General features: G+C 52.7%; 18 protein-coding genes. 2 read left to right on the forward strand and 16 right to left on the reverse strand.

Going from position 1 to position 25230, the window contains the following annotated elements; genetic code table 11:
* Window positions 1–82: 82 nt before the first annotated feature.
* The 5 genes from queE to relA form a co-directional block, all read right to left on the reverse strand.
* Window positions 83–754 carry a 7-carboxy-7-deazaguanine synthase QueE gene (gene queE, locus ACMV8I_RS19490; protein WP_498866867.1) on the reverse strand — a complete coding sequence of 224 codons (672 nt, stop codon included), beginning with the start codon at window positions 752–754 and terminating at the stop codon, window positions 83–85.
* A 169-nt stretch (window positions 755–923) separates the two neighbouring features.
* Window positions 924–2228, reverse strand: coding sequence for a phosphopyruvate hydratase (gene eno, locus ACMV8I_RS19495; protein WP_498866846.1), 1305 nt, complete (start codon window positions 2226–2228; stop codon window positions 924–926).
* Window positions 2229–2426: 198 nt separating this feature from the next.
* Window positions 2427–4064: a glutamine hydrolyzing CTP synthase gene (gene pyrG, locus ACMV8I_RS19500; protein ID WP_498866847.1), complete on the reverse strand. Its 1638-nt coding sequence runs from the start codon at window positions 4062–4064 to the stop codon at window positions 2427–2429.
* Between the two features lie 333 nt (window positions 4065–4397).
* A complete protein-coding gene (gene mazG, locus ACMV8I_RS19505) occupies window positions 4398–5219 on the reverse strand; it encodes a nucleoside triphosphate pyrophosphohydrolase (protein WP_498866848.1) in 822 nt (273 codons plus the stop codon).
* 78 nt (window positions 5220–5297) lie between these two features.
* Window positions 5298–7541 (reverse strand): GTP diphosphokinase, encoded by a 2244-nt coding sequence (gene relA, locus ACMV8I_RS19510; protein ID WP_498866849.1) that lies wholly within the window; start codon window positions 7539–7541, stop codon window positions 5298–5300.
* A 238-nt stretch (window positions 7542–7779) separates the two neighbouring features.
* On the opposite strand from relA, the gene barA reads away from it, so the two are divergent.
* On the forward strand, window positions 7780–10530 hold the full coding sequence (barA, locus tag ACMV8I_RS19515) for a two-component sensor histidine kinase BarA (RefSeq protein ID WP_498866850.1): 2751 nt from the start codon (window positions 7780–7782) through the stop codon (window positions 10528–10530).
* A 149-nt stretch (window positions 10531–10679) separates the two neighbouring features.
* Here the strand turns inward: barA and ACMV8I_RS19520 are convergent, their stop codons facing one another.
* From ACMV8I_RS19520 to garL, 4 genes are all read right to left on the reverse strand, one after another.
* Complete coding sequence (locus tag ACMV8I_RS19520) at window positions 10680–12041, reverse strand: amino acid deaminase (RefSeq protein ID WP_498866851.1); 1362 nt, start codon at window positions 12039–12041, stop codon at window positions 10680–10682.
* 152 nt (window positions 12042–12193) lie between these two features.
* Entirely contained in the window at window positions 12194–13333 is a 1140-nt protein-coding gene (locus tag ACMV8I_RS19525) for a glycerate kinase (RefSeq protein ID WP_498866852.1), read from the reverse strand.
* 95 nt (window positions 13334–13428) lie between these two features.
* Window positions 13429–14313 carry a 2-hydroxy-3-oxopropionate reductase gene (garR, locus tag ACMV8I_RS19530; protein ID WP_498866853.1) on the reverse strand — a complete coding sequence of 295 codons (885 nt, stop codon included), beginning with the start codon at window positions 14311–14313 and terminating at the stop codon, window positions 13429–13431.
* Between the two features lie 17 nt (window positions 14314–14330).
* The gene (gene garL / locus ACMV8I_RS19535) at window positions 14331–15101 is read right to left on the reverse strand and encodes a 2-dehydro-3-deoxyglucarate aldolase (protein ID WP_498866854.1); all 771 of its coding nucleotides are present in this window, start codon (window positions 15099–15101) and stop codon (window positions 14331–14333) included.
* A gap of 391 nt (window positions 15102–15492) precedes the next feature.
* On the opposite strand from garL, the gene garD reads away from it, so the two are divergent.
* Window positions 15493–17058, forward strand: a complete 1566-nt coding sequence (gene garD, locus ACMV8I_RS19540; RefSeq protein WP_498866855.1) for a galactarate dehydratase — start codon at window positions 15493–15495, stop codon at window positions 17056–17058.
* A gap of 269 nt (window positions 17059–17327) precedes the next feature.
* On the opposite strand, the gene ACMV8I_RS19545 is transcribed toward garD, so the two are convergent.
* The 7 genes from ACMV8I_RS19545 to ACMV8I_RS19575 form a co-directional block, all read right to left on the reverse strand.
* A complete protein-coding gene (locus ACMV8I_RS19545) occupies window positions 17328–17540 on the reverse strand; it encodes a hypothetical protein (protein WP_498866856.1) in 213 nt (70 codons plus the stop codon).
* Window positions 17541–17762: 222 nt separating this feature from the next.
* Window positions 17763–19100, reverse strand: a complete 1338-nt coding sequence (gudD, locus tag ACMV8I_RS19550) for a glucarate dehydratase (protein ID WP_498866857.1) — start codon at window positions 19098–19100, stop codon at window positions 17763–17765.
* Window positions 19101–19141: 41 nt separating this feature from the next.
* Window positions 19142–20482 (reverse strand): enolase C-terminal domain-like protein, encoded by a 1341-nt coding sequence (locus tag ACMV8I_RS19555; protein ID WP_498866858.1) that lies wholly within the window; start codon window positions 20480–20482, stop codon window positions 19142–19144.
* A gap of 2 nt (window positions 20483–20484) precedes the next feature.
* Window positions 20485–21855, reverse strand: coding sequence for an MFS transporter (locus tag ACMV8I_RS19560; RefSeq protein ID WP_498866859.1), 1371 nt, complete (start codon window positions 21853–21855; stop codon window positions 20485–20487).
* Window positions 21856–22084: 229 nt separating this feature from the next.
* Window positions 22085–23242 carry a CdaR family transcriptional regulator gene (locus ACMV8I_RS19565; protein ID WP_498866860.1) on the reverse strand — a complete coding sequence of 386 codons (1158 nt, stop codon included), beginning with the start codon at window positions 23240–23242 and terminating at the stop codon, window positions 22085–22087.
* 206 nt (window positions 23243–23448) lie between these two features.
* Entirely contained in the window at window positions 23449–24900 is a 1452-nt protein-coding gene (gene degP / locus ACMV8I_RS19570) for a serine endoprotease DegP (protein WP_498866861.1), read from the reverse strand.
* Between the two features lie 144 nt (window positions 24901–25044).
* On the reverse strand, window positions 25045–25230 hold a 186-nt coding region (locus tag ACMV8I_RS19575), incomplete at its 5' end, for a hypothetical protein (RefSeq protein WP_498866862.1).

Consider the following 25230-nt stretch of genomic DNA (forward strand, 5'->3'; position numbering starts at 1 on the left):
TAAATCCCTGGAGCTTACATAAGTAAGTGACTGGGGTGAACAAGCGCAGCCAACGCAGAGTTAGCGTGAAGGATAAAGGAGATCAGGCAATGTTTAGGTACTTATGGGTCTGCATTGATAGCCGCCAATTTTTTGCAATGCAGGTCGCAATGCACAATTTGGTGGCGTCTTCTTTTTGACTGATCGGCTGAAGAGCAATAATGCGTGACTTGTCGTCCGTCAACGTCGCCAGTAAGGCCTCCAGTGCGTCGATGTCACGCTGGCGGGCTACCGGATGCTTCACTTCATCAGCACGCTTCAAGGCCTGCGGCAGAATGTCGTAACCACCACGCATATTCACCTTCGGTGAAACCGTCACCCAGCTATTCACTGAGCAGAGGACTTCATGCGTACCGCTGGTTTCAATTTGGCAACTGTAGCCGTTCAGCTCCAGCAATGATGTCAAAGGATACAGATCGTAAATGCATGGCTCGCCGCCGGTGATAACAATGTGGCGTGCGGTATAACCTTGCTGCTCAATAATCTGCTGTAATTGTTCGGCAGTGGCATTTCCCCAAGCATCACTCTCTTCTGTTTTAACCAGAATGCGTTGCACATCGACTTCCCGCTCGGCAATTTTATCCCAGGTATGTTTAGTGTCGCACCAGCTACACCCCACCGGGCAGCCCTGCAGGCGAATAAAGATAGCCGGCACGCCGGTAAAAAAACCTTCCCCTTGCAGGGTTTCAAACATCTCATTAATCGGGTACTGCATGGGCTTCTCAGTCATATCTAAAAAATCAGTGCGCATTATCACAGATATGACCAGCGAGGCCAAACTTGTGCTGTAAATGAGTATGGCAGAATTCTTCTGCCTCTTTATTTCAGCCATAAAAAAACCCGCCGGAGCGGGTTTTTATGAAAGTGTCTAAAAAGCGCAGTAATTACTGGCCTTTAACTTCTTTCAGACCGTTGAACGGCGCAGGTGTACCCTGAGCAGCCAGCGCTTCTTCAATACGAATCAGCTGGTTGTACTTAGCAACACGGTCAGAACGGCTCATAGAACCAGTCTTGATCTGGCCTGCTGCAGTACCTACTGCCAGATCGGCAATAGTTGCATCTTCGGTTTCGCCTGAACGGTGAGAGATAACGGCAGTGTAACCCGCATCTTTCGCCATTTTGATCGCAGCCAGAGTTTCGGTCAGTGTTCCGATCTGGTTGAATTTGATCAAGATGGAGTTAACGATGCCTTTATCGATACCTTCTTTCAGGATTTTGGTGTTGGTTACGAACAGATCGTCACCCACCAGCTGGATTTTGTCGCCCAGAACTTTAGTCTGGTAAGCAAAACCATCCCAGTCAGACTCGTCCAAACCGTCTTCGATAGAAACGATTGGATACTGTTTGGTCAGGTCTTCCAGGAAGTGAGTAAACTCTTCAGAAGTGAAGGCTTTGTTGCCTTCGCCAGCCAGAACGTATTTACCGTCTTTGTAGAATTCTGATGCCGCACAGTCCATCGCCAGAGTAATGTCTTTACCCAGCTCGTAACCTGCTGCTTTTACCGCTTCAGCGATAACAGCCAGAGCTTCTGCATTAGAACCCAGGTTTGGCGCGTAGCCACCTTCGTCACCAACAGCAGTACCCATACCTTTAGACTTCAGAACTTTAGCCAGGGTGTGGAACACTTCAGAACCCATGCGAACAGCTTCTTTCAGCGTTTTTGCGCCAACAGGCTGAATCATGAACTCTTGGATATCAACGTTGTTATCAGCATGTTCGCCGCCGTTGATGATGTTCATCATAGGCAGTGGCATAGAATATTTGCCTGGGGTGCCGTTCAGTTCTGCGATGTGAGCGTAAAGTGGCAGACCTTTAGAAGCAGCAGCCGCTTTCGCAGCAGCCAGGGAAACAGCCAGAATCGCGTTGGCACCGAACTGAGATTTGTTCTCAGTACCGTCAAGATCGATCATGATCTTGTCGATATTAGCTTGGTCTTTCGCGTCTTTACCCATCACAGCCTGAGCAATCGGGCCATTCACTGCAGCAACGGCTTTCAGTACGCCTTTGCCAAGGAAACGAGATTTGTCACCGTCACGCAGTTCCAGTGCTTCACGGGAACCGGTAGATGCGCCTGATGGTGCAGCTGCCAGACCAACAAAACCGCCTTCCAGATGAACTTCAGCTTCTACGGTCGGGTTACCACGGGAGTCGATGATTTCACGACCAATGACTTTAATGATTTTGGACATTATGATTTCCTCAGTACAAGTTAACTAAAGCTTCAGACAAGTGACGCCCCTTCATCCTTCAAACTGCCTCTGCGTTGACTGCCTTCATTCACCCCAGTCACTTACCTGAGTAAGCTCCAGGGATTCATTCAGTTACCGCCTTGATGCAATTCGAATTATTTTGGGCTCGTAACGTTGTAACGTCACTTCCCTGGTATTTTATTTTACCTGACGCTTCTGATACTCACCGGCAGCCTTCACAAAGCCTGCAAACAACGGATGACCATCACGCGGCGTTGACGTAAATTCAGGGTGGAACTGGCAAGCCACAAACCATGGATGGTTTGGCAACTCGATAATTTCCACCAATTGCTTATCGCCAGAACGTCCTGCAACGCGTAAACCTGCGGCTTCGATTTGTTTGAGCAGCATATTGTTTACTTCGTAACGGTGACGATGACGTTCAACTATTGTCGGCTCGCCATACATCTCGCGAACCAAGCTACCTTCTGTAAGGTGACATTGCTGTCCACCCACACGCATGGTGCCGCCTAAATCACTCTCTTCAGAACGAACTTCAACATTCCCTTCTTCATCGCGCCATTCGGTGATCAGCGCAACAACAGGGAATTTACAGTCTGGCATAAACTCGGTTGAGTTGGCATTTTCCATGCCCGCTACGTTGCGAGCAAACTCCATCAATGCCACCTGCATACCCAGACAGATGCCGAGGTAAGGGATGTTGTTTTCACGCGCATAGCGGGCGGTGGTCACTTTGCCTTCCACACCACGGTAGCCGAAACCACCGGGGATAAGGATCGCGTCCAGCCCTTTCAATACTTCTACACCACGCGTTTCGACATCCTGAGAATCGATAAGTTTAATGTTCACTGTCAGGCGATTTTTCAGCCCACCGTGTTTGAGCGCTTCAATCACAGACTTGTAAGCGTCTGGCAGCTCAATATATTTGCCTACCATCCCGATAGTGACTTCACCACCAGGATTAGCTTCCTCATAAACAACCTGTTCCCATTCGCTAAGATTGGCTTCCGGCGGGGTCAGGTTGAAACGCTTACAAATATAGTCGTCAAGACCCTGAGATTTCAATAGAGCCGGGATTTTATAAATGGAATCAACATCTTTAAGCGAGATAACGGCTTTTTCAGGCACGTTACAGAACAGAGCAATTTTAGCGCGTTCATTGGCCGGTACGGCACGGTCTGAGCGACAAATTAGCACGTCTGGCTGAATACCAATCGACAGCAACTCTTTAACGGAGTGCTGGGTTGGTTTAGTTTTCACTTCACCAGCCGCCGCCATGTAGGGCACCAGGGTCAGGTGCATATACAGAGTGTGTTCGCGGCCCACGTCCACCGCCATCTGGCGAATAGCTTCCAGGAATGGTAAGGATTCGATATCACCGACGGTACCGCCAATTTCCACCAGCACAACATCATGGCCTTCGCCGCCTTCGATGATGCGTTCTTTGATGTTATTGGTGATGTGTGGGATAACCTGAATCGTTGCGCCGAGATAATCGCCGCGGCGCTCTTTGCGCAGCACGTCGGAGTAAATACGGCCGGTGGTGAAGTTATTGCGGCGGGTCATTTTAGTGCGAATAAAGCGCTCGTAGTGACCGAGGTCCAGATCCGTTTCAGCGCCATCTTCGGTAACGAAGACTTCGCCGTGTTGGGTCGGACTCATGGTGCCTGGATCCACGTTGATATACGGGTCCAGTTTCATCATGGTCACATTGAGGCCACGGGCTTCTAGAATAGCCGCCAGAGAGGCTGCGGCAATGCCTTTACCCAGAGAGGATACGACCCCGCCGGTCACAAAAATATAATTAGTTGTCATGCTGAACCTGAGAGGTTAGGTTTAAAGACGATGGAGTAACCAAGACGGGAAAACAGTATACCGGAACCTTGTGTGCGCCACAAATAAAGGTTTTGCTGTGCATCGTCGTTTCCTCAGCGTCAGTTCAGAAAGGTTAACCCTATTAACTCTTCTCTCTCATTCTTTCAAAAACAACCAGTTAGCTTGTGAAAAGTGCTGTGTTGTTCGCATGACGTACTAAAACATCTTAGATTTCAATTTGTTGGACTTTAATACTCTCAAAACAGGTTTTTTCTGCTTATTGACCCTGAGCTTAACCGTTTCAGCTCACGCAGATCTTGTCGACGATCAAAGTCAGAGCAGGGGTTTAACGACTTCGCCCTTCTTAACCTGCTGCCACGCCTCTTCCATCTGATCGAGCGTGGCCTGCTCCATGGTCAGCCCTTGGTTAAGGATAATCTGCTCAACCTGACGGAAACGGCGCTCGAACTTGCGGTTAGCAGCCTGCAAGGCATCCTCGGCTTTATGCCCAAGATGGCGAGACAAATTGACCGTGGCGAAGAGCAGATCGCCAATCTCTTCCCCCAGTTTATCTTCATCAACAACCGCCTGTTTAGCTTCAAACATCACTTCGTCGATCTCTTCATACACCTTGTCTAACACAGGCCCGAGAGTGGTCCAGTCAAAACCTACGTTGGCGCAACGCTTTTGAATTTTGTGCGCCTTCATCAACGCGGGCAATGCTGAAGGAATATCATCGAGGGCAGAATGCAGCGATTTATCGGCCCTTTCCAACGCTTTGCGCGCTTCCCACTTCACCAACACGTCCTTGCTGCTGGCCTCTTTCGACCAAGCGGCCTCGCCACCAAAAATCTGCGGATGGCGACGTTCAAGTTTGTCGGAGATAGCATGGCAAATATCGTCGAAGGTAAACAGCCCTTGCTCACTGGCCATCTGGGCGTAAAACACCACTTGAAACAGTAAGTCACCCAGTTCATCGCGCACGTCGTCATAGTCTTTACGGGCAATGGCATCCAGGACTTCGTAGGTCTCTTCCAGCGTATAAGGTGCGATAGTGGCGAAGGTTTGCTCTTTGTCCCACGGACAACCTGCAGCCGGATCGCGCAAGGTTTTCATGATGGTAAGCAGGCGCTGGAGTGCTGAAGTTGAGGTCATAACCCATATCCGTTAAAAAATTTAAGCATACAGAGAAAAAGAAAGGCCCGACGGGCGGGCCTTGCAAGCTGATAATACTTAGCTGCCATGCAGACGTTTGGCGTCAATCACATCAGGCAACTGGTTGAGTTTGGCAATAACACGTCCAAGCACTTGCGGGTTGTAAATCTCGATATCCATATCGATAGTCGCCAGTTGCTGTTTGGTGTCGCTGCGGCTGGCAACGCCCAAGACGTTGACCTTTTCGTTGGCCAGAATGGTGGTGATATCACGCAATAACCCGCTGCGGTCGTTGGCCACCACGCGCACTACCAGCGAATAGCCACTGGAGTAGCTTTCGCCCCATACGGCATCCACCACGCGCTCTGGCGCATTCAGCCGCAAGTCTTCCAGTTGGTCACAGTCGGCACGGTGAATCGAAATCCCGCGCCCCTGCGTAATATAACCGACTATCTCATCGCCCGGGATCGGCTGGCAACAACGTGCGATGTGGTGCATCAGATTACCCACACCCTCGACAACCACGCGGCCATTGTCTTTTCCGCTGTTACGCTGCGGCGCCGGAGTGGATTTTTGCGTCAGTTGGCGCAATGCTTCTTTGTCAAGCTCCTCTGCACTCGGTTTTTTCAACTGAGATTGCAGGAAGTTAACCATCTGATTGATACGAATATCACCATTGCCAATGGCAGCCAGTACTTCGTCCAGCGAATTGACATTGTAGCGCGGCAACAGCAGCTTCTCGGCATCTTTGATACTGATTTCCAGACGATCCAACTCATCGTCGAGGATCTGTTTACCGGCAATAATATTTTTGTCGCGATCCTGTTTACGGAACCAGTTATGGATCTTCGAGCGTCCGCGGCTCGTCGTGACGTAACCGAGGTTAGGATTCAGCCAGTCGCGGCTCGGATTCGGGTGCTTCTGAGTGATAATTTCAATCTGGTCACCCATATGCAACTGGTAGGTGAATGGCACAATGCGCCCGCCAATTTTGGCACCGATACAACGGTGCCCAACATCGCTATGAATGTGGTAGGCGAAATCGAGCGGCGTTGAGCCCATCGGCAGGTCGATAACGTCGCCTTTCGGGGTAAACACGTAAACACGGTCGTCGAAGACCTGACTGCGCACTTCGTCGAGCATTTCGCCCGAATCAGCCATCTCCTCCTGCCAGGCAATCAGCTTACGCAGCCATGCAATACGTCCTTCATAGCCGCCACTGCGGCCACCGACAACTGCCGTACCTTCTTTATATTTCCAGTGCGCCGCTACGCCGAGCTCTGCGTCTTCATGCATCTGGCGGGTACGGATTTGTACTTCCAGCGTTTTACCGTGCGGCCCGAGTACCACGGTGTGAATGGATTGATAACCGTTGGGTTTCGGGTTAGCAACGTAGTCGTCAAACTCGTCGGGCAGGTGACGGAAATGGGTATGTACAATCCCCAACGCCGCATAGCAGTCCTGAAGACGCTCGACCACGATACGCACCGCGCGTACATCGAACAGTTCATCAAATGACAACGCTTTTTTCTGCATCTTGCGCCAGATGCTGTAGATATGTTTTGGTCGGCCATAGACATCAACTTTGATGCCCTCTTCACCCATCGCACCACGCACGGTGGAGACAAAATCATCGATATACTGCTCACGGTCGATACGACGTTCATGCAGCAGTTTCGCGATGTGTTTGTATTCGTCAGGATGCAGGTAGCGGAAACAGAAATCTTCCAGCTCCCACTTCAGTTGGCCGATCCCCAACCGGTTAGCCAGCGGTGCATAGATATTGCTGCACTCTTTAGCGGCCAGAACGCGCTCTTCTTCCGGCGCGTCTTTCACTTCGCGCAGGTGGGCAATACGTTCAGCGAGTTTGAGCACCACGCAGCGGAAGTCTTCCACCATCGCCAGCAACATGCGGCGCACATTGTCGACCTGCTCAGAGGCCATCGAATCATTTTGCGTGGCTTTCAACTGGCGAATGGCGTCCATGTCACGCACACCGTGGACCAGATCGGTGATGCTTTTACCGAACTGTTGTGTCAGGGTCTCTTCGTCGACGATGCCGACATCCACCAGTGGGAACAGCAGCGCTGCGCGCATGCTGTCGTTGTCCATGCTGAGGGTAGAGAGGATCTCGACCATCTCCAACCCTCGCCACAAAAGCAACGAAGCATCAGGATGGCCCTGAGTCTGTTGTTCGCAGTAGCGCCAGGTTTCGGCTAAACGCTCACATGATTGCGTGCTGGAGAGGCCTAAACTGGTGATCCAGTCGTCGAGCGCAAACTCGCCTGCCGTGTTCAAATGTGCACTTCTTACCGCAACCATACCCTCTCCCTACGATTCTGCTGCCAGTTTGGCGGCAGACGGGTTGATAAACAAAGTCTTCGCATGCGAAGGACATTATCTTGCCCATTCGCTCCCAGCGTAGCAATACCTTCTGATTCGCTTCTGTTTTCCGGGTCGTCACATCGCGGTACAGGAGGTAGAATCAAGCTATTATTGTCGATTGCACGCTGGTTGATTAAGCTTACATTAGCCACTGATTATCCCACATTGGAACCTCATGACCAAATATAGCCTCCGCGCACGGATGATGATCTTAATTTTGGCACCAACATTAATGATTGGACTGCTGCTCAGCACCTTCTTTGTGGTGCACCGCTATAACGAGCTGCAAAAACAGTTGATCGATGCCGGCTCCAGTATTATTGAGCCACTTGCGGTGGCCAGCGAGTACGGGATGACCTCCCGCGAACGCGATCCAGTTAGACAGCTGATCAACCGTCTGCACCGCAATCACTCGGGAATTGTCCGGGCAATCAGCGTTTTTGACAGTGATAACAAACTGTTTGTGACCTCAAACGCCCTGCGGGACGACAGTGTATTACAGGTGCCTTCGCTCAAGAATATTCCTAAAGAGCTAACCCAAAACCGCGTCGACAACTCGCTTATCCTGCGTACGCCGATTTTTGCCGAAAATCTTGGCACATCTGAAGAAGATGATGCTTCTGGGGTCACCCCGCGGCGCAATCTGGGGTACATCGCTATTGAGTTGGATCTCAGTTCGGTGCGTTTACAGCAATATCAGGAAGCTGTTATCTCCACCCTGCTACTGCTCCTTTGCCTGGGGATTGCCACCTTATTTGCCTACCGGCTGATGCGTGAAGTGACTGGCCCGATACGCAACATGGTCAATACCGTCGACCGTATACGGCGCGGCCAACTCGATAGCCGCGTGGAAGGCAATATGCTCGGCGAGTTGAGCATGTTAAAAAATGGCATCAATTCGATGGCAATGTCACTGACGGCCTACCATGAAGAGGTGCAACAGAATATCGATCAGGCCACCTCTGATTTGCGTGAAACCCTCGAACAAATGGAGATTCAGAACGTCGAGCTGGATCTCGCTAAAAAACGTGCGCAAGAAGCGGCGCGTATCAAATCTGAATTTCTCGCCAACATGTCCCACGAATTGCGCACTCCGCTCAACGGCGTGATTGGCTTCACCCGCCAAACACTCAAAACGCCGCTCTCGCCTACCCAGGCTGACTATCTGCAAACCATTGAGCGTTCAGCTAATAACCTGCTGACCATCATTAATGATGTGCTCGACTTCTCGAAGTTAGAAGCCGGTAAGCTGGTACTCGAACATATCCCGTTCTCATTACGTGAAATGCTCGACGAAGTGGTGATTCTGCTGGTGCACACAGCACATGATAAAGGGTTGGAGCTGACTCTCAACGTGCACAATAACGTACCGGAAAGCGTGCTGGGCGACCCTATGCGTCTGCAGCAAGTGGTGACTAATTTACTAGGAAATGCCATTAAGTTCACCGAAAATGGCAATATTGATATCAATGTGGAATTGCGATCGCAAAACAATTTACAAGTCGAATTGGAAGTGCAAATCCATGACACGGGGATCGGCATTTCAGAACGTCAGCAGTCGCAGCTTTTCCAGGCATTTCGACAAGCAGATGCCAGTATTTCACGTCGTCACGGCGGTACCGGACTTGGCCTGGTGATCACTCAGCGGCTGGTCAAGGAGATGGGCGGCGATATCAGCTTCTACAGCCAGATCAACCGCGGCTCTACGTTCTGGTTCCACATCACGCTAGAGCTGAACGACAACCGCCACATTACGCCAGTCTCCATGTCCTGCCTCGAAGGCAAACGTATGGCCTATGTGGAATCTAACCCGGCGGCAGCTAAAGCCACGCTGGAGATCCTGCAATCAACACCGCTCGATGTCGTCCACCGCACGACTCTTCAGGCCCTGCCCGACCCACATTACGACCTGATGCTGTGCAGCATTCCAGTCAAACTCGATCACCGCTGGTCAGACTACGACGCCCAACTGCAAAAAGGGCTGACAATGACGGATAATCTACTGCTGGCACTGCCGAGTGAATTCCAGGTGGATGCTGAGGTACTCAAAACGCGTGGTGTACAAGCCTGCCTGATAAAGCCCATCTCTAGCCTGCGCCTGATGCCGCTGTTGTTAGATGAACGTCCGTCTACCATGGTGTTGAATACCACGGTTCCCAGAGCCTCACGCCTGCCACTGACCGCCATGGCGGTGGATGATAATCCGGCCAACCTGAAGCTGATTGGAACGTTGCTAGAGGAGCTTGTGGAAAATACTCTACTTTGCCACAGTGGCGAAGAGGCCATTGATGTCGCACGTAAAAACGATCTGGATATCATCCTGATGGACATTCAGATGCCAAACATCGACGGTATCCGCGCCAGCGAAATTATTCATCAGCTACCACATCATGCCAAAACGCCGATTGTCGCAGTGACCGCCCACTCATTGAGCGGAGAACGGGAACAATTGCTGAAAGTCGGCATGGATGATTATCTGGCAAAACCGATTGACGAAAGCATGCTCAAACGGGTGCTGGCGCGCCATTACTCACATCATACGCCGCAGGAGTCCCCGCTGAATCAGGTAGAAAACCACCTGCCTGCCTGCACGCTGGATTGGCAACTGGCGCTGCGCCAGTCAGCTAACAAAGAGTTACTGGCCCGCGATCTGCTGCAAATGTTGGTGGATTTTCTGCCGCAGGTCAGCGAACGGGTGAACACAGTGGCACGGGGAGAAGCCGATCCTGACATTCTGTCACTGATCCATAAACTGCACGGCAGTTGTAGCTACAGCGGTGTACCGCGTCTGAAGCAGCTCTGTTTTTACATTGAGCAGCAATTGCGCAATAACGTCCCGGCTGGCGAGCTGGAACCCGAATGGTTTGAATTGCTGGATGAAATCGAGAATGTTACCCGTGCGGCCCAATTACATCTGAAAACCTAGGTTTTCATCGGTTAAGGTTTGCTTGAAATCTCACTTCCGGAAGAGATTTTGATACTGAATCAACCATAACCGTATGAGATGGTGCATAGGACCGCATGAATATAGAGAAGGCCATCTGGCCAGTTTTTTATCTGACATCAGTGAATCGGTCAGAACCAGGTGGTCACCGCACCGGTCACGTCCCACTGCTCGTTCACGCGTAACAACTGTCGCCATTTATCAAAGGTCAGACACGGATGTGAAATATCAAATAACAGCATGTCACCCACCTGAATATCCGCCTGTGGCGGCAGCGACATAAAAGCGTGCTGGTCCATCATTTTGACGATTTCCCACGTCTTTGGTACCGGAACCACCGTGGTGTAGCCTGTCGAACCGGAAGTCACAGGGCGGAAATGCCCGGCCACGACCGGGAAGCCTGCGTCACCTCCGGCATCACGTTTTCCCAGACCGATTATCGCCCGGCCCGGTTCGGGCAAAGATTGCACATAGGCCCAGACTTGCAAGGCCGGTTGCAGACTGCTATTCATTTCACGTGCAACGGGATTGTGCGCCTGAATGCGCTGATTGGCCTTTTCATATATCCCTGCGTCGTGCGTCAGGTAGCAGCCGGAACGCAGTATCACCTCAAGCGAGAAGCGCTGCGCGGCATCAAGGTGTTGGTTGTCTCGGCTGAACTCCTCGGCCACCACGTCGTACCATGCTGACCCTGCACCGGTCAGAATGACCGTCGGCTCAGCAAACAGGCCAGCCTGCGCCAGTGCTTCAGTACGGCTCATGACGTGTTGCAAAAAGGCGCGGATCGGCGCTTCTTCATCAATCACACCTTCATAAATCTCCACACCCACCAGTGAAATCGACTGTGGCCAGCGCTGTACGGCATCAAGCACCTGCTGCTCCTGTTCAGCATTACGCACGCCGGTTCGCCCGCCCGTTACCCCATATTCAAGCAAAACACGCAATTTTTGCCCGCACCCGGCGAAAAAGTCGCCCAGCGAATCAACGTTAGCGGCGGAATCCACGATACAGGTGAAGTCGAATTCAGTATCGCGGGACAGCAGTCCGCCAATCAGTGTCATGTTGGCTTTGCCGGTTAGCTGATTGGCCATAATCACCCGGCGCACACCGTGCTGAAACGCCACGTTAACCTGCGGTGCTGTTGCCAGCGTAATGCCCCAGGCACCGTGATCCAGCTGCAACTGGTAAAGCTCCGGGCTCATGGTGGTTTTGCCGTGAGGTGCCAGCTTGAGGTGATAGCGGCTGATAAACTCACGCATCCATGACAAGTTATGCTCGATGCGCTCTTCCAGCAACACCGCGACCGGCAGACTGACCTCTTCGCGCAGAATGTTCCAGCCTTGCTCGCCGATATCCGCCATGCAGGCTTCGACTGGCAGCGCCCCGAGGCCTTTGGTTTGAGTGTTTACTGGCTGGGCAGAAAAGTCATACAACGAGGATAAATCATAGAGTTCAGAAAAATCATAAGGCTCAGAGAAATCAGGTTCAGACATGGAGGCTCTCCATCCAGGATGTGGTTGCACAATCAATACCTCAAACCTATCGCAGCAGACCCGTGCGGGTAAAGATGCAAATCACAAATAAAAAACCGGCACAGATTTTCATCGGATGCCGGTTTTGGCCGTGCGAAAGGATCACACCTCGCCTACAATTTTTGCGCCAGCCTGATGGTGGCCGCGATGTTACGCGCCGTCTTGCGTAAATTTTCTGCCGCATTCTCCAGCGCTTCCTCCAGCGTGCAAATGGTGTACAGCACGCTGAAAACAGCGTCCAGTCCGTGATCAAACACCACGTCGACATCGTTGGTCAGGCTGCCGCCGATAGCAATCACCGGTTTGTTATAGCGCTTAGCAACCCGCGCTACGCCGATAGGCACCTTGCCATTGATGCTCTGGCTGTCGATACGCCCTTCGCCGGTGATCACCAGCGTGGCGTCCTTCACCAGCGCGTCCAGACCGAGGGCTTCGGTGACAATCTCAATGCCCTGGCGCAGCTCTGCGCCACAAAATGCATGCAGCGCTGCCCCCATGCCGCCCGCCGCACCGCCACCGGGGATGGTATCTACATCAATATGCAGATCCCGGCGGATCACCTTGGCGTAATGGTTGAGGTAACCGTCAAGCTGCTCGATCATCTCTGGCGTGGCCCCTTTTTGCGGGCCAAAGACTGCCGAAGCGCCGTCCTTACCGGTCAGCGGGTTAGTCACATCACAGGCCACTTCAAAACGACAGGTTTTGATGCGAGGATCCAACCCGCTGACATCAATACTTGCCAGCTTCGCCAACTCTCCGCCACCGTAGCCAATATCCCGCCCCTCTTTAGTCAGCAGCTTTGCACCGAGCGCCTGCACCATGCCGGATCCGCCATCGTTAGTGGCGCTCCCCCCAATGCCAATAATGCAATGTTTCACACCACAGTCCAGCGCGGCGTGAATCAATTCACCGGTACCGAAAGAGGTGGTTTTCAGCGGATTACGTTTGGCGCTGGGGACGCTTTCAAGCCCGCTGGCTGCTGCCATTTCGATGAACGCGACTTTTCCATCTCCCGACAATCCAAAGAAAGCCTCAAGAGGTTCCCCGAGCGGACCGGTAACGTTCACCTTCACCACCCGGCCATCGGTTGCCGCTACCATAGCCTCAACCGTACCTTCACCACCGTCAGCGACCGGCAGTTTGACGTACTCTGCATCAGGAAATATTTCGCGAAATCCACTTTCAATGGCTTTTGCCACGTCCAAAGCAGACAAACTTTCTTTGTATGAATCCGGTGCGATCACTATTTTCATCAATTGCACGCGCCGCTGTGGAAAAGCGTCCTGTTGGTTTATTCATTTAGCCACACAGTAAAACGGCGCGCTATCTGCGCCGTCATCCGTAATGACTATCGGGTAACTTCAACCTTCGCTAAGTTTTCATAATAGCGTGCAATCGCGCTATGGTCAGATTGTCCGTGGCCATCTGCCTTCAGCGCCTGCATCATTTCCATCACCAGAGAGGTCAGCGGCAACTGCGCGCCCACGCTGTGGGACGTGTCCAGCGCATTAGCTAAGTCTTTAATATGTAAATCAATACGGAAACCTGGTTTGAAATTGCGATCCATCACCATCGGCGCTTTAGCGTCTAAAACAGTACTGCCCGCCAGCCCGCCACGAATGGCCTGAAAAACCAGATTAGGATCAACACCAGCCTTAGTGGCCAACACCAGCGCTTCGGACATCGCGGCAATGTTAAGCGCCACAATCACCTGATTTGCCAGTTTGGTGACGTTACCCGCGCCAATATCACCGGTATGAACGACGGAACCGGCCATGGTCTTCATCAGTTCGTAGCACTTCTCGAACACCGCTTTGTCGCCACCAACCATCACGGACAGGGTCGCATCGATGGCTTTGGGTTCTCCGCCAGAGACGGGAGCATCGAGCATGGCGACCTGTTTTCCCGCCAGTGCCAGACTGATTTCACGGCTCGCCAGCGGTGCTATAGAACTCATATCGATGACAATCGTCCCCGCACGCGCACCTTCAATAATACCGTTTTCGCCCAGCACCACCTGTTTCACCTGCGGTGAATTGGGCAGCATGGTAATGATGATGTCGCTCTGTTCGGCCACCGCTTTCGGCGTCTCAGCCTGGCTGGCCCCAGTGTCAATCAACTCCTGCATGGCCTGTTGATTATTGTCCAGTACAACCAGTTGATAACCGGCTTTCAGCAGGTTTTTACTCATGGGTTTACCCATGATACCTAAACCAATAAATCCAATTTTCATGCTGCTAACCTCTTTATTTATTTGGTGAAACGATCGCACAGTGCCTGCGTACCGGCGCGGTAAATGCCTAAATCACTGCCGACAGCGACAAAGGTGGCACCCCATTCGAGATAACGGCGGGCATCGGCTTCGACCGGCGCCAGGATCCCGCTGGCTTTACCCTGAGCTTTGGCACGGGCAAAAATGTGGCGGATAGCCTCCTGCACCTGCGGATGCCCGGCCTGACCAAGATGTCCCAACGCAGCGGCCAAATCGCTCGGGCCGACGAAGATGCCATCCACACCCTCGACGGCCGCAATGGCGTCAAGGTTGTCGAGCCCGGCCTGACTTTCTATCTGCAACATTACGGTGATGTTGTCATTAATCTGGGTGAAGTAATCCGGCACGGTGCCAAACATATTGCTGCGATGCGACACCGACACGCCGCGGATCCCGGCGGGTGGATAGCGAGTGGCCGCGACGGCAAGCTCAGCCTGTTGCTGTGTTTCCACAAACGGGATCAGAAAGTTGTAGAAGCCGATATCCAGCAGGCGTTTAATCACCACAGGCTCATTACACGGCGGGCGGACAACGGGCGCACTTTTGCTGCCCTTCAACGCCATCAGTTGCGGAACAAAGGTAGTGATGTCATTGGGCGCGTGCTCCCCATCCAGTAACACCCAGTCAAACCCGGCCACGCCCAGTACCTCGGTAGCATAGGCACTGCCGATGGCGGCCCAACAACCAATCAGGGTTTTACCTTGCAATAAGTCCTGACGGAAACGGTTTGGAATCAGCTGATCACTCATAGTTACCTCGGTACCTCAGATATATAAAGGGAGCGGATTTAACAGACAGCGGCAAACAGCACGCCCTCATTAACGCCCACTGATATGGTAAAGCAGTATAAAAATAAGCCCGGCGAATGGCATTGGGCATAAGCCCAATATTCTGCGCGCAGGAAAAGGTTTTTCGTGGCGTTTACCCATCGCGATGAGAGAGGAATCACAAATCATGCCCGACGATTTATTCGCAAAAAACAGACAGTGACCAGAGTCACAAAGCGTATGTCAGTTGCCCCAATCACGGCGGAATAAAAGCGCGAGAAACTGGTCATATGCCCGATGAACACACCCACATGATGACCTTAGAATAGACCGGTTAATGTGCAGCAATATTATTCCCTCAGCGGAGACAGCTATGTCATGTCCAAAAGAACAGGCCTCTGAAGCGCTATTTATTAAAGTGCATCCCAGTGACAACGTCGCTATTATTGTGAATGACAACGGATTAACCGCCGGTACCCGTTTCTCCTGCGGTCTTGAATTAATCGAGCACATCCCACAGGGCCACAAAGTGGCGCTGTTGCCGATAGCCAAAGGCGGCGACATCCTTCGTTATGGCGAAGTCATCGGCTATGCCCTGCGCGATATCGCCCGCGGCAGCTGGATCGACGAGTCACTGGTGGAACTGCCGGTGGCACCGCCGCTCGACACATTGCCGCTGGCCAACCGCGTTCCCGCCCCGCTACCGCCGCTGGAAGGCTATACTTTTGAGGGTTACCGCAACGCAGACGGCAGCGTTGGCACCAAGAATTTGCTGGCCATCACCACCAGCGTGCAGTGCGTAGCGGGCGTGGTCGATTACGTGGTTAAAATTATCGAACGTGATTTACTGCCGCAGTTCCCGAACGTCGACGGCGTCGTCGCATTGAATCATTTGTACGGCTGCGGTGTGGCGATAAACGCACCAGCGGCAGTCATTCCCATCCGTACCATCCACAATTTGGCGCTCAATCCAAATTTCGGCGGTGAAGTGATGGTCGTTGGCCTCGGCTGTGAAAAGTTACAGCCCGAACGCCTGCTGGAAGGCACACCCGATATTCAGCCCATTTCGCTCGACAATGTGCACATAGTGCGCTTACAGGACGAACAGCACGTCGGCTTTCAGTCCATGGTTGACGACATCCTGAATGTGGCCCGCCATTATCTTGAGCGACTTAATCGCCGCCAACGGGAAACGTGTCCGGCATCAGATTTAGTCGTCGGTATGCAGTGCGGTGGCAGCGATGCTTTCTCCGGCGTCACCGCTAATCCTGCCGTCGGTTATGCGTCCGATCTGCTGGTCCGCTGCGGTGGCACTGTCATGTTCTCAGAAGTGACCGAAGTGCGTGATGCAATTCATCTGCTCACACCGCGCGCGGCAGATGAAAGCGTCGGTAGGCGCCTGCTCGAAGAAATGGCCTGGTACGATAATTACCTGTCGCTGGGGCAAACCGATCGCAGCGCCAACCCGTCGCCGGGCAATAAGAAAGGCGGGCTGGCCAACGTTGTGGAAAAAGCACTCGGCTCGATTGCAAAATCTGGCACCAGCGCGATTTCAGAAGTGTTGTCACCGGGGCAGCGTCCGACCAAAAAAGGGCTGATCTTCGCGGCAACTCCGGCCAGTGATTTTGTCTGCGGCACCCAGCAGTTGGCATCTGGCATAACGATTCAGGTCTTCACCACCGGACGCGGCACCCCTTATGGTCTGGTCGCCGTGCCAGTAATAAAAATGGCGACCCGCACCGCCCTGGCAAATCGCTGGTTTGATTTAATGGACATCAATGCCGGCACCATCGCCACCGGTGACGCCACTATCGAGGACGTCGGTTGGGAGCTGTTCCACTTTATTCTGGACATAGCCAGCGGTCGTAAGAAAACCTGGTCAGATCAATGGGGGATCCATAATGCCCTGGCGGTGTTCAATCCGGCACCGGTGACTTAACACCCCTTTCAGCTTTTGAAAAAGCTGAGTAAAACGTTTAACTTCAAGGTCAACTTCAAATCAAGGTCGTGGGCGTCGGCCCACACCGACCAGAGACCCGCAATCGCGCGGGCCTCTGGACTCCGCGCTTTTTCATGAGACACCGGCAGCTGCGCTGGTCACAATGGCCGTGTTTCAGAGGCCAAGACGATAGCCACAAACTCCGCCGCTACGCGGTTCTCTCATCGCGGGTTACAACCCGCGCAAATACACTCGCGGTTTTCCACCTCTTATTCGACGTCGTTTTGAACGCGGCCCAGGCTTTTTTTAAAACGAATACCAGTCTGGTTTTTAATTTGAATTTGAATTTGAATTTGAATTTGAATTTGAATTTGGGTTTGGGTTTGGGTTTGGGTTTGGGTTTGGGTTTGGGTTTGGGTTTGGGATTTTGAAGAAGCTTCGGCCGCATTCAAAATGTCACTGGCAAGTCGGTGGCGAGACAACGTCTTTACCGTTGGCTCAAACCCGCAGCCGGGCATCGCGGAGCGATGACATTTTGCGGCTATCTCTGTGGTACCTGAAACACGGCCATTGTGACCAGCGCAGCTGCTGTTTTAAAAAGAGCCGGAGATTTTTAAGAGGCGCGGCGATAGGCGCCTCTTAAAGCCAGTTTGGGTGGCAACCCAAGGTTTTGATCTTAAATTGAAATTTGAAATTAAAAACAGTTACCGTACTAAACACGGTTTCTTTGGATCAAACCCCCATCCTGGGATCAAGTATTGCATTCCCATGGCATCATCCCTCGCCCCCAACCCCATATTCTTGTACAGCTCATGGGCTTTCATCACCTGGTCCATATCAAGTTCGACGCCGAGGCCCGGTTTTTCCGGTACTCTCACCATGCCGCCTTTGATTTGTAACGGCTCTCTGGTCAGGCGTTGATCACCCTCCTGCCAGATCCAGTGGGTGTCGATCGCGGTGATTTTGCCCGGTGCGGCGGCGGCAACGTGGGTGAACATCGCCAATGAAATATCGAAGTGGTTGTTGGAGTGCGACCCCCAGGTCAGGCCCCATTCGTGGCACATCTGTGCAACGCGAACCGATCCCTGCATGGTCCAGAAATGCGGATCAGCCAGCGGGATATCCACAGATTTCAACTGGATGGTGTGGCCCATCTGTCGCCAGTCAGTGGCAATCATATTGGTGGCGGTCGGCATCCCGGTAGCCTGACGGAATTCAGCCATCACTTCGCGCCCAGAAAAGCCCTGCTCTGCACCGCACGGGTCTTCCGCATAAGCCAGCACGCCGCGCAGCTGTTTGCCTAAGCCGATGGCTTCGTTAAGTGACCATGCACCGTTCGGATCCAGCGTAATGCGTGCCTGTGGGAAACGTTTCGACAGCGCCGTCACAGCTTCGGCCTCTTCGCTGCCGCGCAGTACGCCGCCTTTCAGTTTGAAATCGTTGAAACCATATTTTTCGTAGGAAGCTTCGGCCAGACGTACAATGCTGTCAGCATCCAGCGCCATCTCGTGACGCAGACGGTACCAGTCGCAACGCTCACCGGACTGATTCAGGTACGGCAAATCCGTTTTGTTGCGGTCGCCGATGTAGAACAGATAACCGAGCATTTCGACTGCGTCGCGTTGCTGGCCGTCGCCGAGCAGGGAGGCTACGCTGACGTGAAGATACTGCCCGAGCAGATCCAGCATTGCTGCTTCAATCGCGGTCACCACGTGAATGGTGGTACGCAGGTCAAAGGTTTGTGATCCGCGCCCATCTGCATCGCGGCCGGCAAACTGGCTGCGCACGGCGGTCATGACATTCTTGTACTCGCCCAGCGTTTTCCCCACCACCAGCGGTTGTGCGTCTTCCAGCGTCTGGCGAATTTTCTCACCGCCCGGCACTTCTCCGACGCCGGTATTACCGCTGTTATCTGTGAGGATCAGGATATTACGGGTGAAGTAAGGCGCATGCGCGCCACTGAGATTAAGCAACATACTGTCGTGACCGGCAACCGGGATCACCTGCATGGAGACAATTTTTGGGGTAGAAGAGGTGGTCATATTCGCGTCCTTATCAAAAACTATTGGAAAGTGACGAAGCGTCAGCGTCCAAGCGCCGGGCGTTTGCGATCAAAAGTCCAGCCGGGGATCAGGTATTGCATGGCGGCGGCGTCATTGCGCGAGCCGCCAGGCAATTTTTGATATAACTCGTGCGCCTGACGGATCCTGTCCATGTCGATCTCGACACCCAGCCCCGGTTTTTCAGGCACTTTGATTTTACCGTTAACAATCTGCAACGGCTCTTTGGTCAGGCGCTGATCGCCCTCCTGCCAGATCCAGTGCGTGTCAATCGCCGTCGGTTTACCCGGTGCAGCAGCACCAACGTGGGTGAACATCGCCAACGAAATATCGAAGTGGTTATTCGAGTGGCAACCCCAGGTCAAGCCCCAGTCATCGCAGAGTTGTGCGACGCGAACCGCGCCGTGCATGGTCCAAAAATGCGGGTCGGCCAGCGGGATATCCACCGCCTGCAACATCACCGCATGCTGCATTTCGCGCCAGTTAGTGGCGATCATATTCGTGGCGACTGGCAAACCGGTCGCGCGGCGGAACTCGGCCATCACTTCACGGCCGGAGAAACCCTGCTCAGCACCGCACGGATCTTCCGCATAACTGAGGATCCCCTGCATGTTTTTGCAGAGATCTATAGCTTCATCCAGCAGCCAGGCTCCATTAGGATCGACCGTAATACGCGCCTCGGGGAAGCGTTTAGCCAGTTCGCATACCGCCTCAATCTCTTTTTCACCCGGCAGTACGCCGCCCTTCAGTTTGAAGTCTTTAAAGCCGTACCGGTCCTGCGCCGCTTCAGCCAGCCGGACAACGGCGTCGCTGCTCATCGCTTCCTGATGGCGCATGCGATACCAGTCGTGACCCTGTTTTTGAGTACCGTCGAGATAAGGTAAGTCGGTTTTCTGCCGGTCACCGATGTAGAACAAATAACCGAGGACAGTCACTTCATCGCGCTGTTTACCCGGCCCGAGCAGCTCGCATACGGGCACACCGAGGAACTGGCCCAGCAGGTCAAGCAGCGCTGCCTCCAGCGCCGCAACGGCATTTACACGCAGTTCGAAAGTCCATGCACCTTTGCCAAAAGAGTCAAAATCGGAGGACTGATTACCGGTGTGAATCTGATGCACCAACCGGTTCATACGCGCCACTTCCTGGCCTTTAACCTGCGAGATAGCCTCACACAGCGTGTTGTAAATCACCTCACCGCCCGGCGCTTCACCAACGCCGGTATGCCCGGCGCTGTCTTTCAGAATCACGATGTTACGGGTGAAATATGCGCCGTGTGCACCACCGATGTTCATCAACATACTGTCGTGGCCGGCAACAGGGATCACCTGCATGTCGGTAATAATTGGAGAGTGCTGCGAGCTCATCTTCATTTTCCTCCTGATGCCTCAGGGCTGACAAAAGGGCGCAGTTGAATACGCTCGATTTTGCCCACAATAAATAGATAGCTAACCACCGCCAGTAAGGCGTGGATGCCGACATAAATCAGCGCGCCGTTGAAAGAACCGGTCGTGCCGATGATGTAACCGATGGCAATGGGCGTGATGATGCCGGAAATGTTACCGAACATATTGAACAAACCGCCGCTCAGGCCACTGATCTCTTTTGGCGCGGTATCTGCCATTACTGCCCAACCCAGCGCACCCAACCCCTTGCCGAAGAAAGCGAAAGCCATAACACCGACCACCATCCATTCACTGTCCACGTAGTTGCAGGCCACCATAGAAATGGAAAGCAGCATACCGATAACAATCGGCGCTTTACGGGCAAACGTCAGATCGTTGGTTCTGCGCATCAGGTAATCGGAAATAACACCGCCGAGTATGCCGCCGAGGAAACCGCAAATCGCCGGAACCGATGCCACCATACCCGCTTTGAGGATCGACATACCGCGCGCCTGCACCAGATACACCGGGAACCAAGTGATAAAGAAGTAAGTGATGGCGTTAATGCAGAACTGGCCGATATACACACCAATCATCATTCGCGATTTCAATAACTGCTTAATCTGGAAAAGTTTTTCACCTTTGACGCTGATTTTTTTAGTGCTTTTCTGATCCATATTGATCAGTGCACCACCGGCTTCCATGTAGTCGAGTTCAGCCTGATTCACGCCCGGATGATCTTTCGGATCATGGATCACTTTCAGCCAGACAAAGCTGAGGATGAGCCCCAGTCCGCCCATAAAGAAGAACACGTGCGACCAGCCGACAGCCTGCGTCAGCCAGCCCATAATTGGCGCGAAGATCACCGTCGCGAAGTACTGGGCTGAGTTGAAAATAGACACGGCGGTTCCACGCTCTTGCGCCGGGAACCAGGCCGCAACGATACGGCTGTTGCCAGGGAACGACGGCGCTTCAGCCAGCCCGACCATAAAGCGCAGGGCAAACAACGACACCACAATGCCAAAGCCGCTGAAAACATCTACAAAGCCCTGTAACAGCGTGAACAGCGACCAGATAAAGATGCTGTAGAAATAGACTCTCTTCGAACCGAACTTATCCAGCAACCAGCCACCGGGAATTTGCCCAATGACGTAGGCCCACGAAAAAGCCGAGAAGATGTAACCCAAACCGACTGAATCAAGGCCGATATCTTTGGACATCGCGGAACCGACAATCGACAGCGTCGCGCGGTCGCCGTAGTTGAAGGAGGTGACGATAAATAACATCACCACTATCCAGTAGCGGGCGTTAGTTCTTTTATGTGTGACGCTCGCCGCTGAGCTTAATGTATCCATGGTGTTCTCCAGAATAACTCGCCAGGCAAAATTCACTCCTCACAGAACATGCAGGGTTCAGAGGGAGTGGGGGAAAAGTCAGATCGAGTATATGAACAACCCCATGGCGACTCATTAGGCAAACCAACAAGCATAAATTCAGAATTACAGTTTTCTTATGGCGGATGCACAGAGCAATGCGAAACAGCTCACGAAATACCCCAGGATTGTGATCCCGGTGAGGTTAGTCTCAGCGATCATTGTCCAGTTGTAAGGCGACATAGAGCAGCAGACGATCGTCAAAATTCCCCAGATCCAATCCGGTGAGTTCCGAGATGCGGTTGAGGCGATATTCCAGGGTATTGCGGTGAATGTAGAGCGCCTTGGAGGTCGCAGTAGGGTGAACGTTATTGTTGAACCACGAGGAGAGCGTGCGCCGCAACAGGCCGTTGTTATCCATCGATTTCAACCGTGCCAGCGGGCGCGCAAGTTCATCGGCCTGCCAGCCACCGCGCAGACTGTCGAGCAGCACGGGCAGAACCAGATCCTGATAACAGTAACTACGCTGCTCCGGCATCCGCTGTTTGCCGACGCTCATCGTGGTTCGCGCGGTGCGGTAGGAGCGCGCAATGCTGCCAGGACCCGTGAAGTAGTTGCCAAGAGAAATGCGGATACGCAAACGCCCGGTTTCAGTCATGCGTGATAAGAGGTGATCGATGCGCTGGCGATGCGCTTCCGGGTCCCAGCGGTCGAAGTTATTGAGCGCAGGTTTGAGCACGACCATTTCTGTCAACGACACGATGGCGATCAGATTGTCGCGCTCGGGCGTGGTCAGCAGGGTTTGCAACTGCTGAAGTTCCTCCATGGCGCTGTCAACGCCCAGTTGGCCACTGTCGACTTCCACCACAGCGACAATACGCGGTTTATTCAGGTCAATACCGAGACGCTGTGCCCATTCGTTTAGCGCGGGTGAAAGCGCATCAGCGCGGATTAGATTCAGCACCAGCTCTTCGCGCAGCCGGCTGTCCTGCGCTAGCATATTCAGCAAGCGTGCCTGTTCGAGCATCATTTCTGCCGTCATGCATACCAGTTCGCCATACTGGCGTAGCTGAGTCGGGTTGCCAGTCAGGCCAATTACACCGACAATTTCGCCATCAATACGCAGCGGCAAATTAATGCCTGGCCGAACCCCGTGCAAATGCCGGGCAACACCGTCATCAATATCCACAATCCGCTTCTGTGATATCGCCAACAGCGCCCCTTCGTGCAATTCCCCAAGACGCTGATCGTCACCGCTACCAATGATCCTGCCACGCCCATCCATGACATTCACATTACTATCAATGATTTGCATCGTACGGGCTACGATTTGCTGCGCCAGTTTTGCATCGAGATGGTACGCTGCCATGAACTGCTGCTCCTGCTATGTGATCAATGATCGAACAGCATACCCAGCGGCTCTGCGCCAAACATTATGCAAATGCCCAAAGCGTCAAAGAACACGCAGGAGTTGCGGGTAAAGTCACAGTTTTTGCGTCACGGTATCGGGTCGTCGTATAAAAAAAGGCACGCCAAAGCGTGCCTGAGTGATGTGGGGCTGCCGCCCGCAAATAATTACTGCGCTAATAGGTAGATTGACGTGTCACCGCGTTGAATATCCAGCGCCAGTACGGAAGGCTTACTGTCGAGGATCTTACGCAGTTCGCCCAAGTTGGCGATTTTCTGCTGGTTGATACCAAGGATCACATCATCCTTTTTCAGGCCAATACGTGCTGCTGCACTGCCCGGTTTCACCGCATCCACTTTCACACCTTTCTGCGTGCCAGCCTGACCATTGCTCAGTTCAGCACCTTCGATACCGACATAAATATTGCCGGAATCGACTTTCGCCGTTTGCGTACTCTGCTCAATAGTCACCTCAACGTTAACCGGTTTACCCTCGCGTAACAGGCCCAGCGTCACTTTGGTGCCAATTGGTAGCGTACCAATATCAGCGCGGAAGGACGCGAAGCTGCTGATAGGTTTACCGTTCATGCTCAGGATAACGTCACCGGCTTTGATCCCGGCTTTTTCAGCAGCAGACTTCGGCATAACCTGGCTGATGAAGGCGCCGCGTTGTGCATCGACCTTCATGGCTTTCGCCAGTTCAGAGTTCAGCTCGGTGCCCATAATGCCCAGCTCACCGCGTTTCACCTGACCAAATTCGATCATCTGCTTGGACAGATTTTTCACCATGTTACTTGGGATCGCAAAACCGATACCGATGTTACCGCCGTCCGGCGCGAGGATAGCAGTGTTCAAACCAATCAGTTCACCGTTTAAGTTCACCAGCGCACCACCGGAGTTACCACGGTTAATGGCGGCATCAGTCTGGATAAAGTTTTCGTAGTTTTCGATGTTCAGCCCGCTGCGTCCCAACGCAGAAACGATACCCGACGTAGCCGTTTCGCCTAAACCATAAGGGTTACCGATAGCCACGGTGTAGTCACCGACGCGCAGCTGCTCAGAGTCCGCAATTTTAATCGCCGTCAGGTTTTTCGCATCAATCAGCTGGATAACCGCGATATCTGAGCGCGGATCCTTACCGATCACTTTGGCTTCAAATTTACGTCCATCATTCAGCTGTACGGTAATTTTGGTGGCGTTTTCTACCACGTGATTGTTGGTTACCACATAGCCTTTATCTGCGTCGATGATCACACCAGAACCCAGTGCGCGGAAATCCTCTTTCTGCTGCTGAGGCGCCTGCTGGGCACCGTCCGGTCCCTGAGCGCCCCCCTGACAAACAGGAGAACCCTGGAACGGCGAGCCATCCTGACACAGCGGTGAATTCTGACCGAAGAACTGTTGGAACTGCTGACCCATGCGCGGCGTTTTCACATCCGCGCTGCCTTCAACGTTCACACTGACCACGGAAGGCATCACTTTTTCCAGCATAGGTGCCAGGCTTGGAACTTGCGTTGTGCTTGAAGACGCCGTTTCTGCGGCAAACGCCGATGAAACAGGGGCCACAGCCATACCAATACTTAACGCTAATGCGCTCAGGAATAGAGTAGATTTTTTCATCAGTCGTGATCTCTTTAATGAGTTTTTAAAATTATATTTGGCAACCGTCACTGGTCGCCCTGCTTGGTAGTCGTGGTACTGAGATATTATTAAAAACCCGAAGTTCATTTTGGTCGAAATAACAATGGTAAAAAAATATTGTGGTTATTTACAAAAGTTCATTTTTTGACCGGGATGGATGAAGGCAGCCAACAAAGCTGCAGCTTGAAGTATATTCAAGTGGGATACCCTAAATAATTCGAGTTGCAGCGCGGCGGCAACTGCATGAATCCCCGGGAGCATGGCCAACCATGTGACCGGGGTGAATAAAGGCAGCCAACAAAGCTGCAA

It is taken from the genome of Ewingella sp. S1.OA.A_B6, assembly GCF_049889095.1.
GTDB lineage: Bacteria > Pseudomonadota > Gammaproteobacteria > Enterobacterales > Enterobacteriaceae > Ewingella.

What these genes read in the sequence shown, in the direction of transcription:
- queE (WP_498866867.1), bottom strand. Translation starts at nt 754, where the DNA reads ATGCAGTACCCGATTAATGAGATGTTTGAAACCCTGCAAGGGGAAGGT.
- eno (WP_498866846.1), bottom strand. Translation starts at nt 2,228, where the DNA reads ATGTCCAAAATCATTAAAGTCATTGGTCGTGAAATCATCGACTCCCGT.
- pyrG (WP_498866847.1), bottom strand. Translation starts at nt 4,064, where the DNA reads ATGACAACTAATTATATTTTTGTGACCGGCGGGGTCGTATCCTCTCTG.
- mazG (WP_498866848.1), bottom strand. Translation starts at nt 5,219, where the DNA reads ATGACCTCAACTTCAGCACTCCAGCGCCTGCTTACCATCATGAAAACC.
- relA (WP_498866849.1), bottom strand. Translation starts at nt 7,541, where the DNA reads ATGGTTGCGGTAAGAAGTGCACATTTGAACACGGCAGGCGAGTTTGCG.
- barA (WP_498866850.1), top strand. Translation starts at nt 7,780, where the DNA reads ATGACCAAATATAGCCTCCGCGCACGGATGATGATCTTAATTTTGGCA.
- ACMV8I_RS19520 (WP_498866851.1), bottom strand. Translation starts at nt 12,041, where the DNA reads ATGTCTGAACCTGATTTCTCTGAGCCTTATGATTTTTCTGAACTCTAT.
- ACMV8I_RS19525 (WP_498866852.1), bottom strand. Translation starts at nt 13,333, where the DNA reads ATGAAAATAGTGATCGCACCGGATTCATACAAAGAAAGTTTGTCTGCT.
- garR (WP_498866853.1), bottom strand. Translation starts at nt 14,313, where the DNA reads ATGAAAATTGGATTTATTGGTTTAGGTATCATGGGTAAACCCATGAGT.
- garL (WP_498866854.1), bottom strand. Translation starts at nt 15,101, where the DNA reads ATGAGTGATCAGCTGATTCCAAACCGTTTCCGTCAGGACTTATTGCAA.
- garD (WP_498866855.1), top strand. Translation starts at nt 15,493, where the DNA reads ATGTCATGTCCAAAAGAACAGGCCTCTGAAGCGCTATTTATTAAAGTG.
- gudD (WP_498866857.1), bottom strand. Translation starts at nt 19,100, where the DNA reads ATGACCACCTCTTCTACCCCAAAAATTGTCTCCATGCAGGTGATCCCG.
- ACMV8I_RS19555 (WP_498866858.1), bottom strand. Translation starts at nt 20,482, where the DNA reads ATGAGCTCGCAGCACTCTCCAATTATTACCGACATGCAGGTGATCCCT.
- ACMV8I_RS19560 (WP_498866859.1), bottom strand. Translation starts at nt 21,855, where the DNA reads ATGGATACATTAAGCTCAGCGGCGAGCGTCACACATAAAAGAACTAAC.
- ACMV8I_RS19565 (WP_498866860.1), bottom strand. Translation starts at nt 23,242, where the DNA reads ATGGCAGCGTACCATCTCGATGCAAAACTGGCGCAGCAAATCGTAGCC.
- degP (WP_498866861.1), bottom strand. Translation starts at nt 24,900, where the DNA reads ATGAAAAAATCTACTCTATTCCTGAGCGCATTAGCGTTAAGTATTGGT.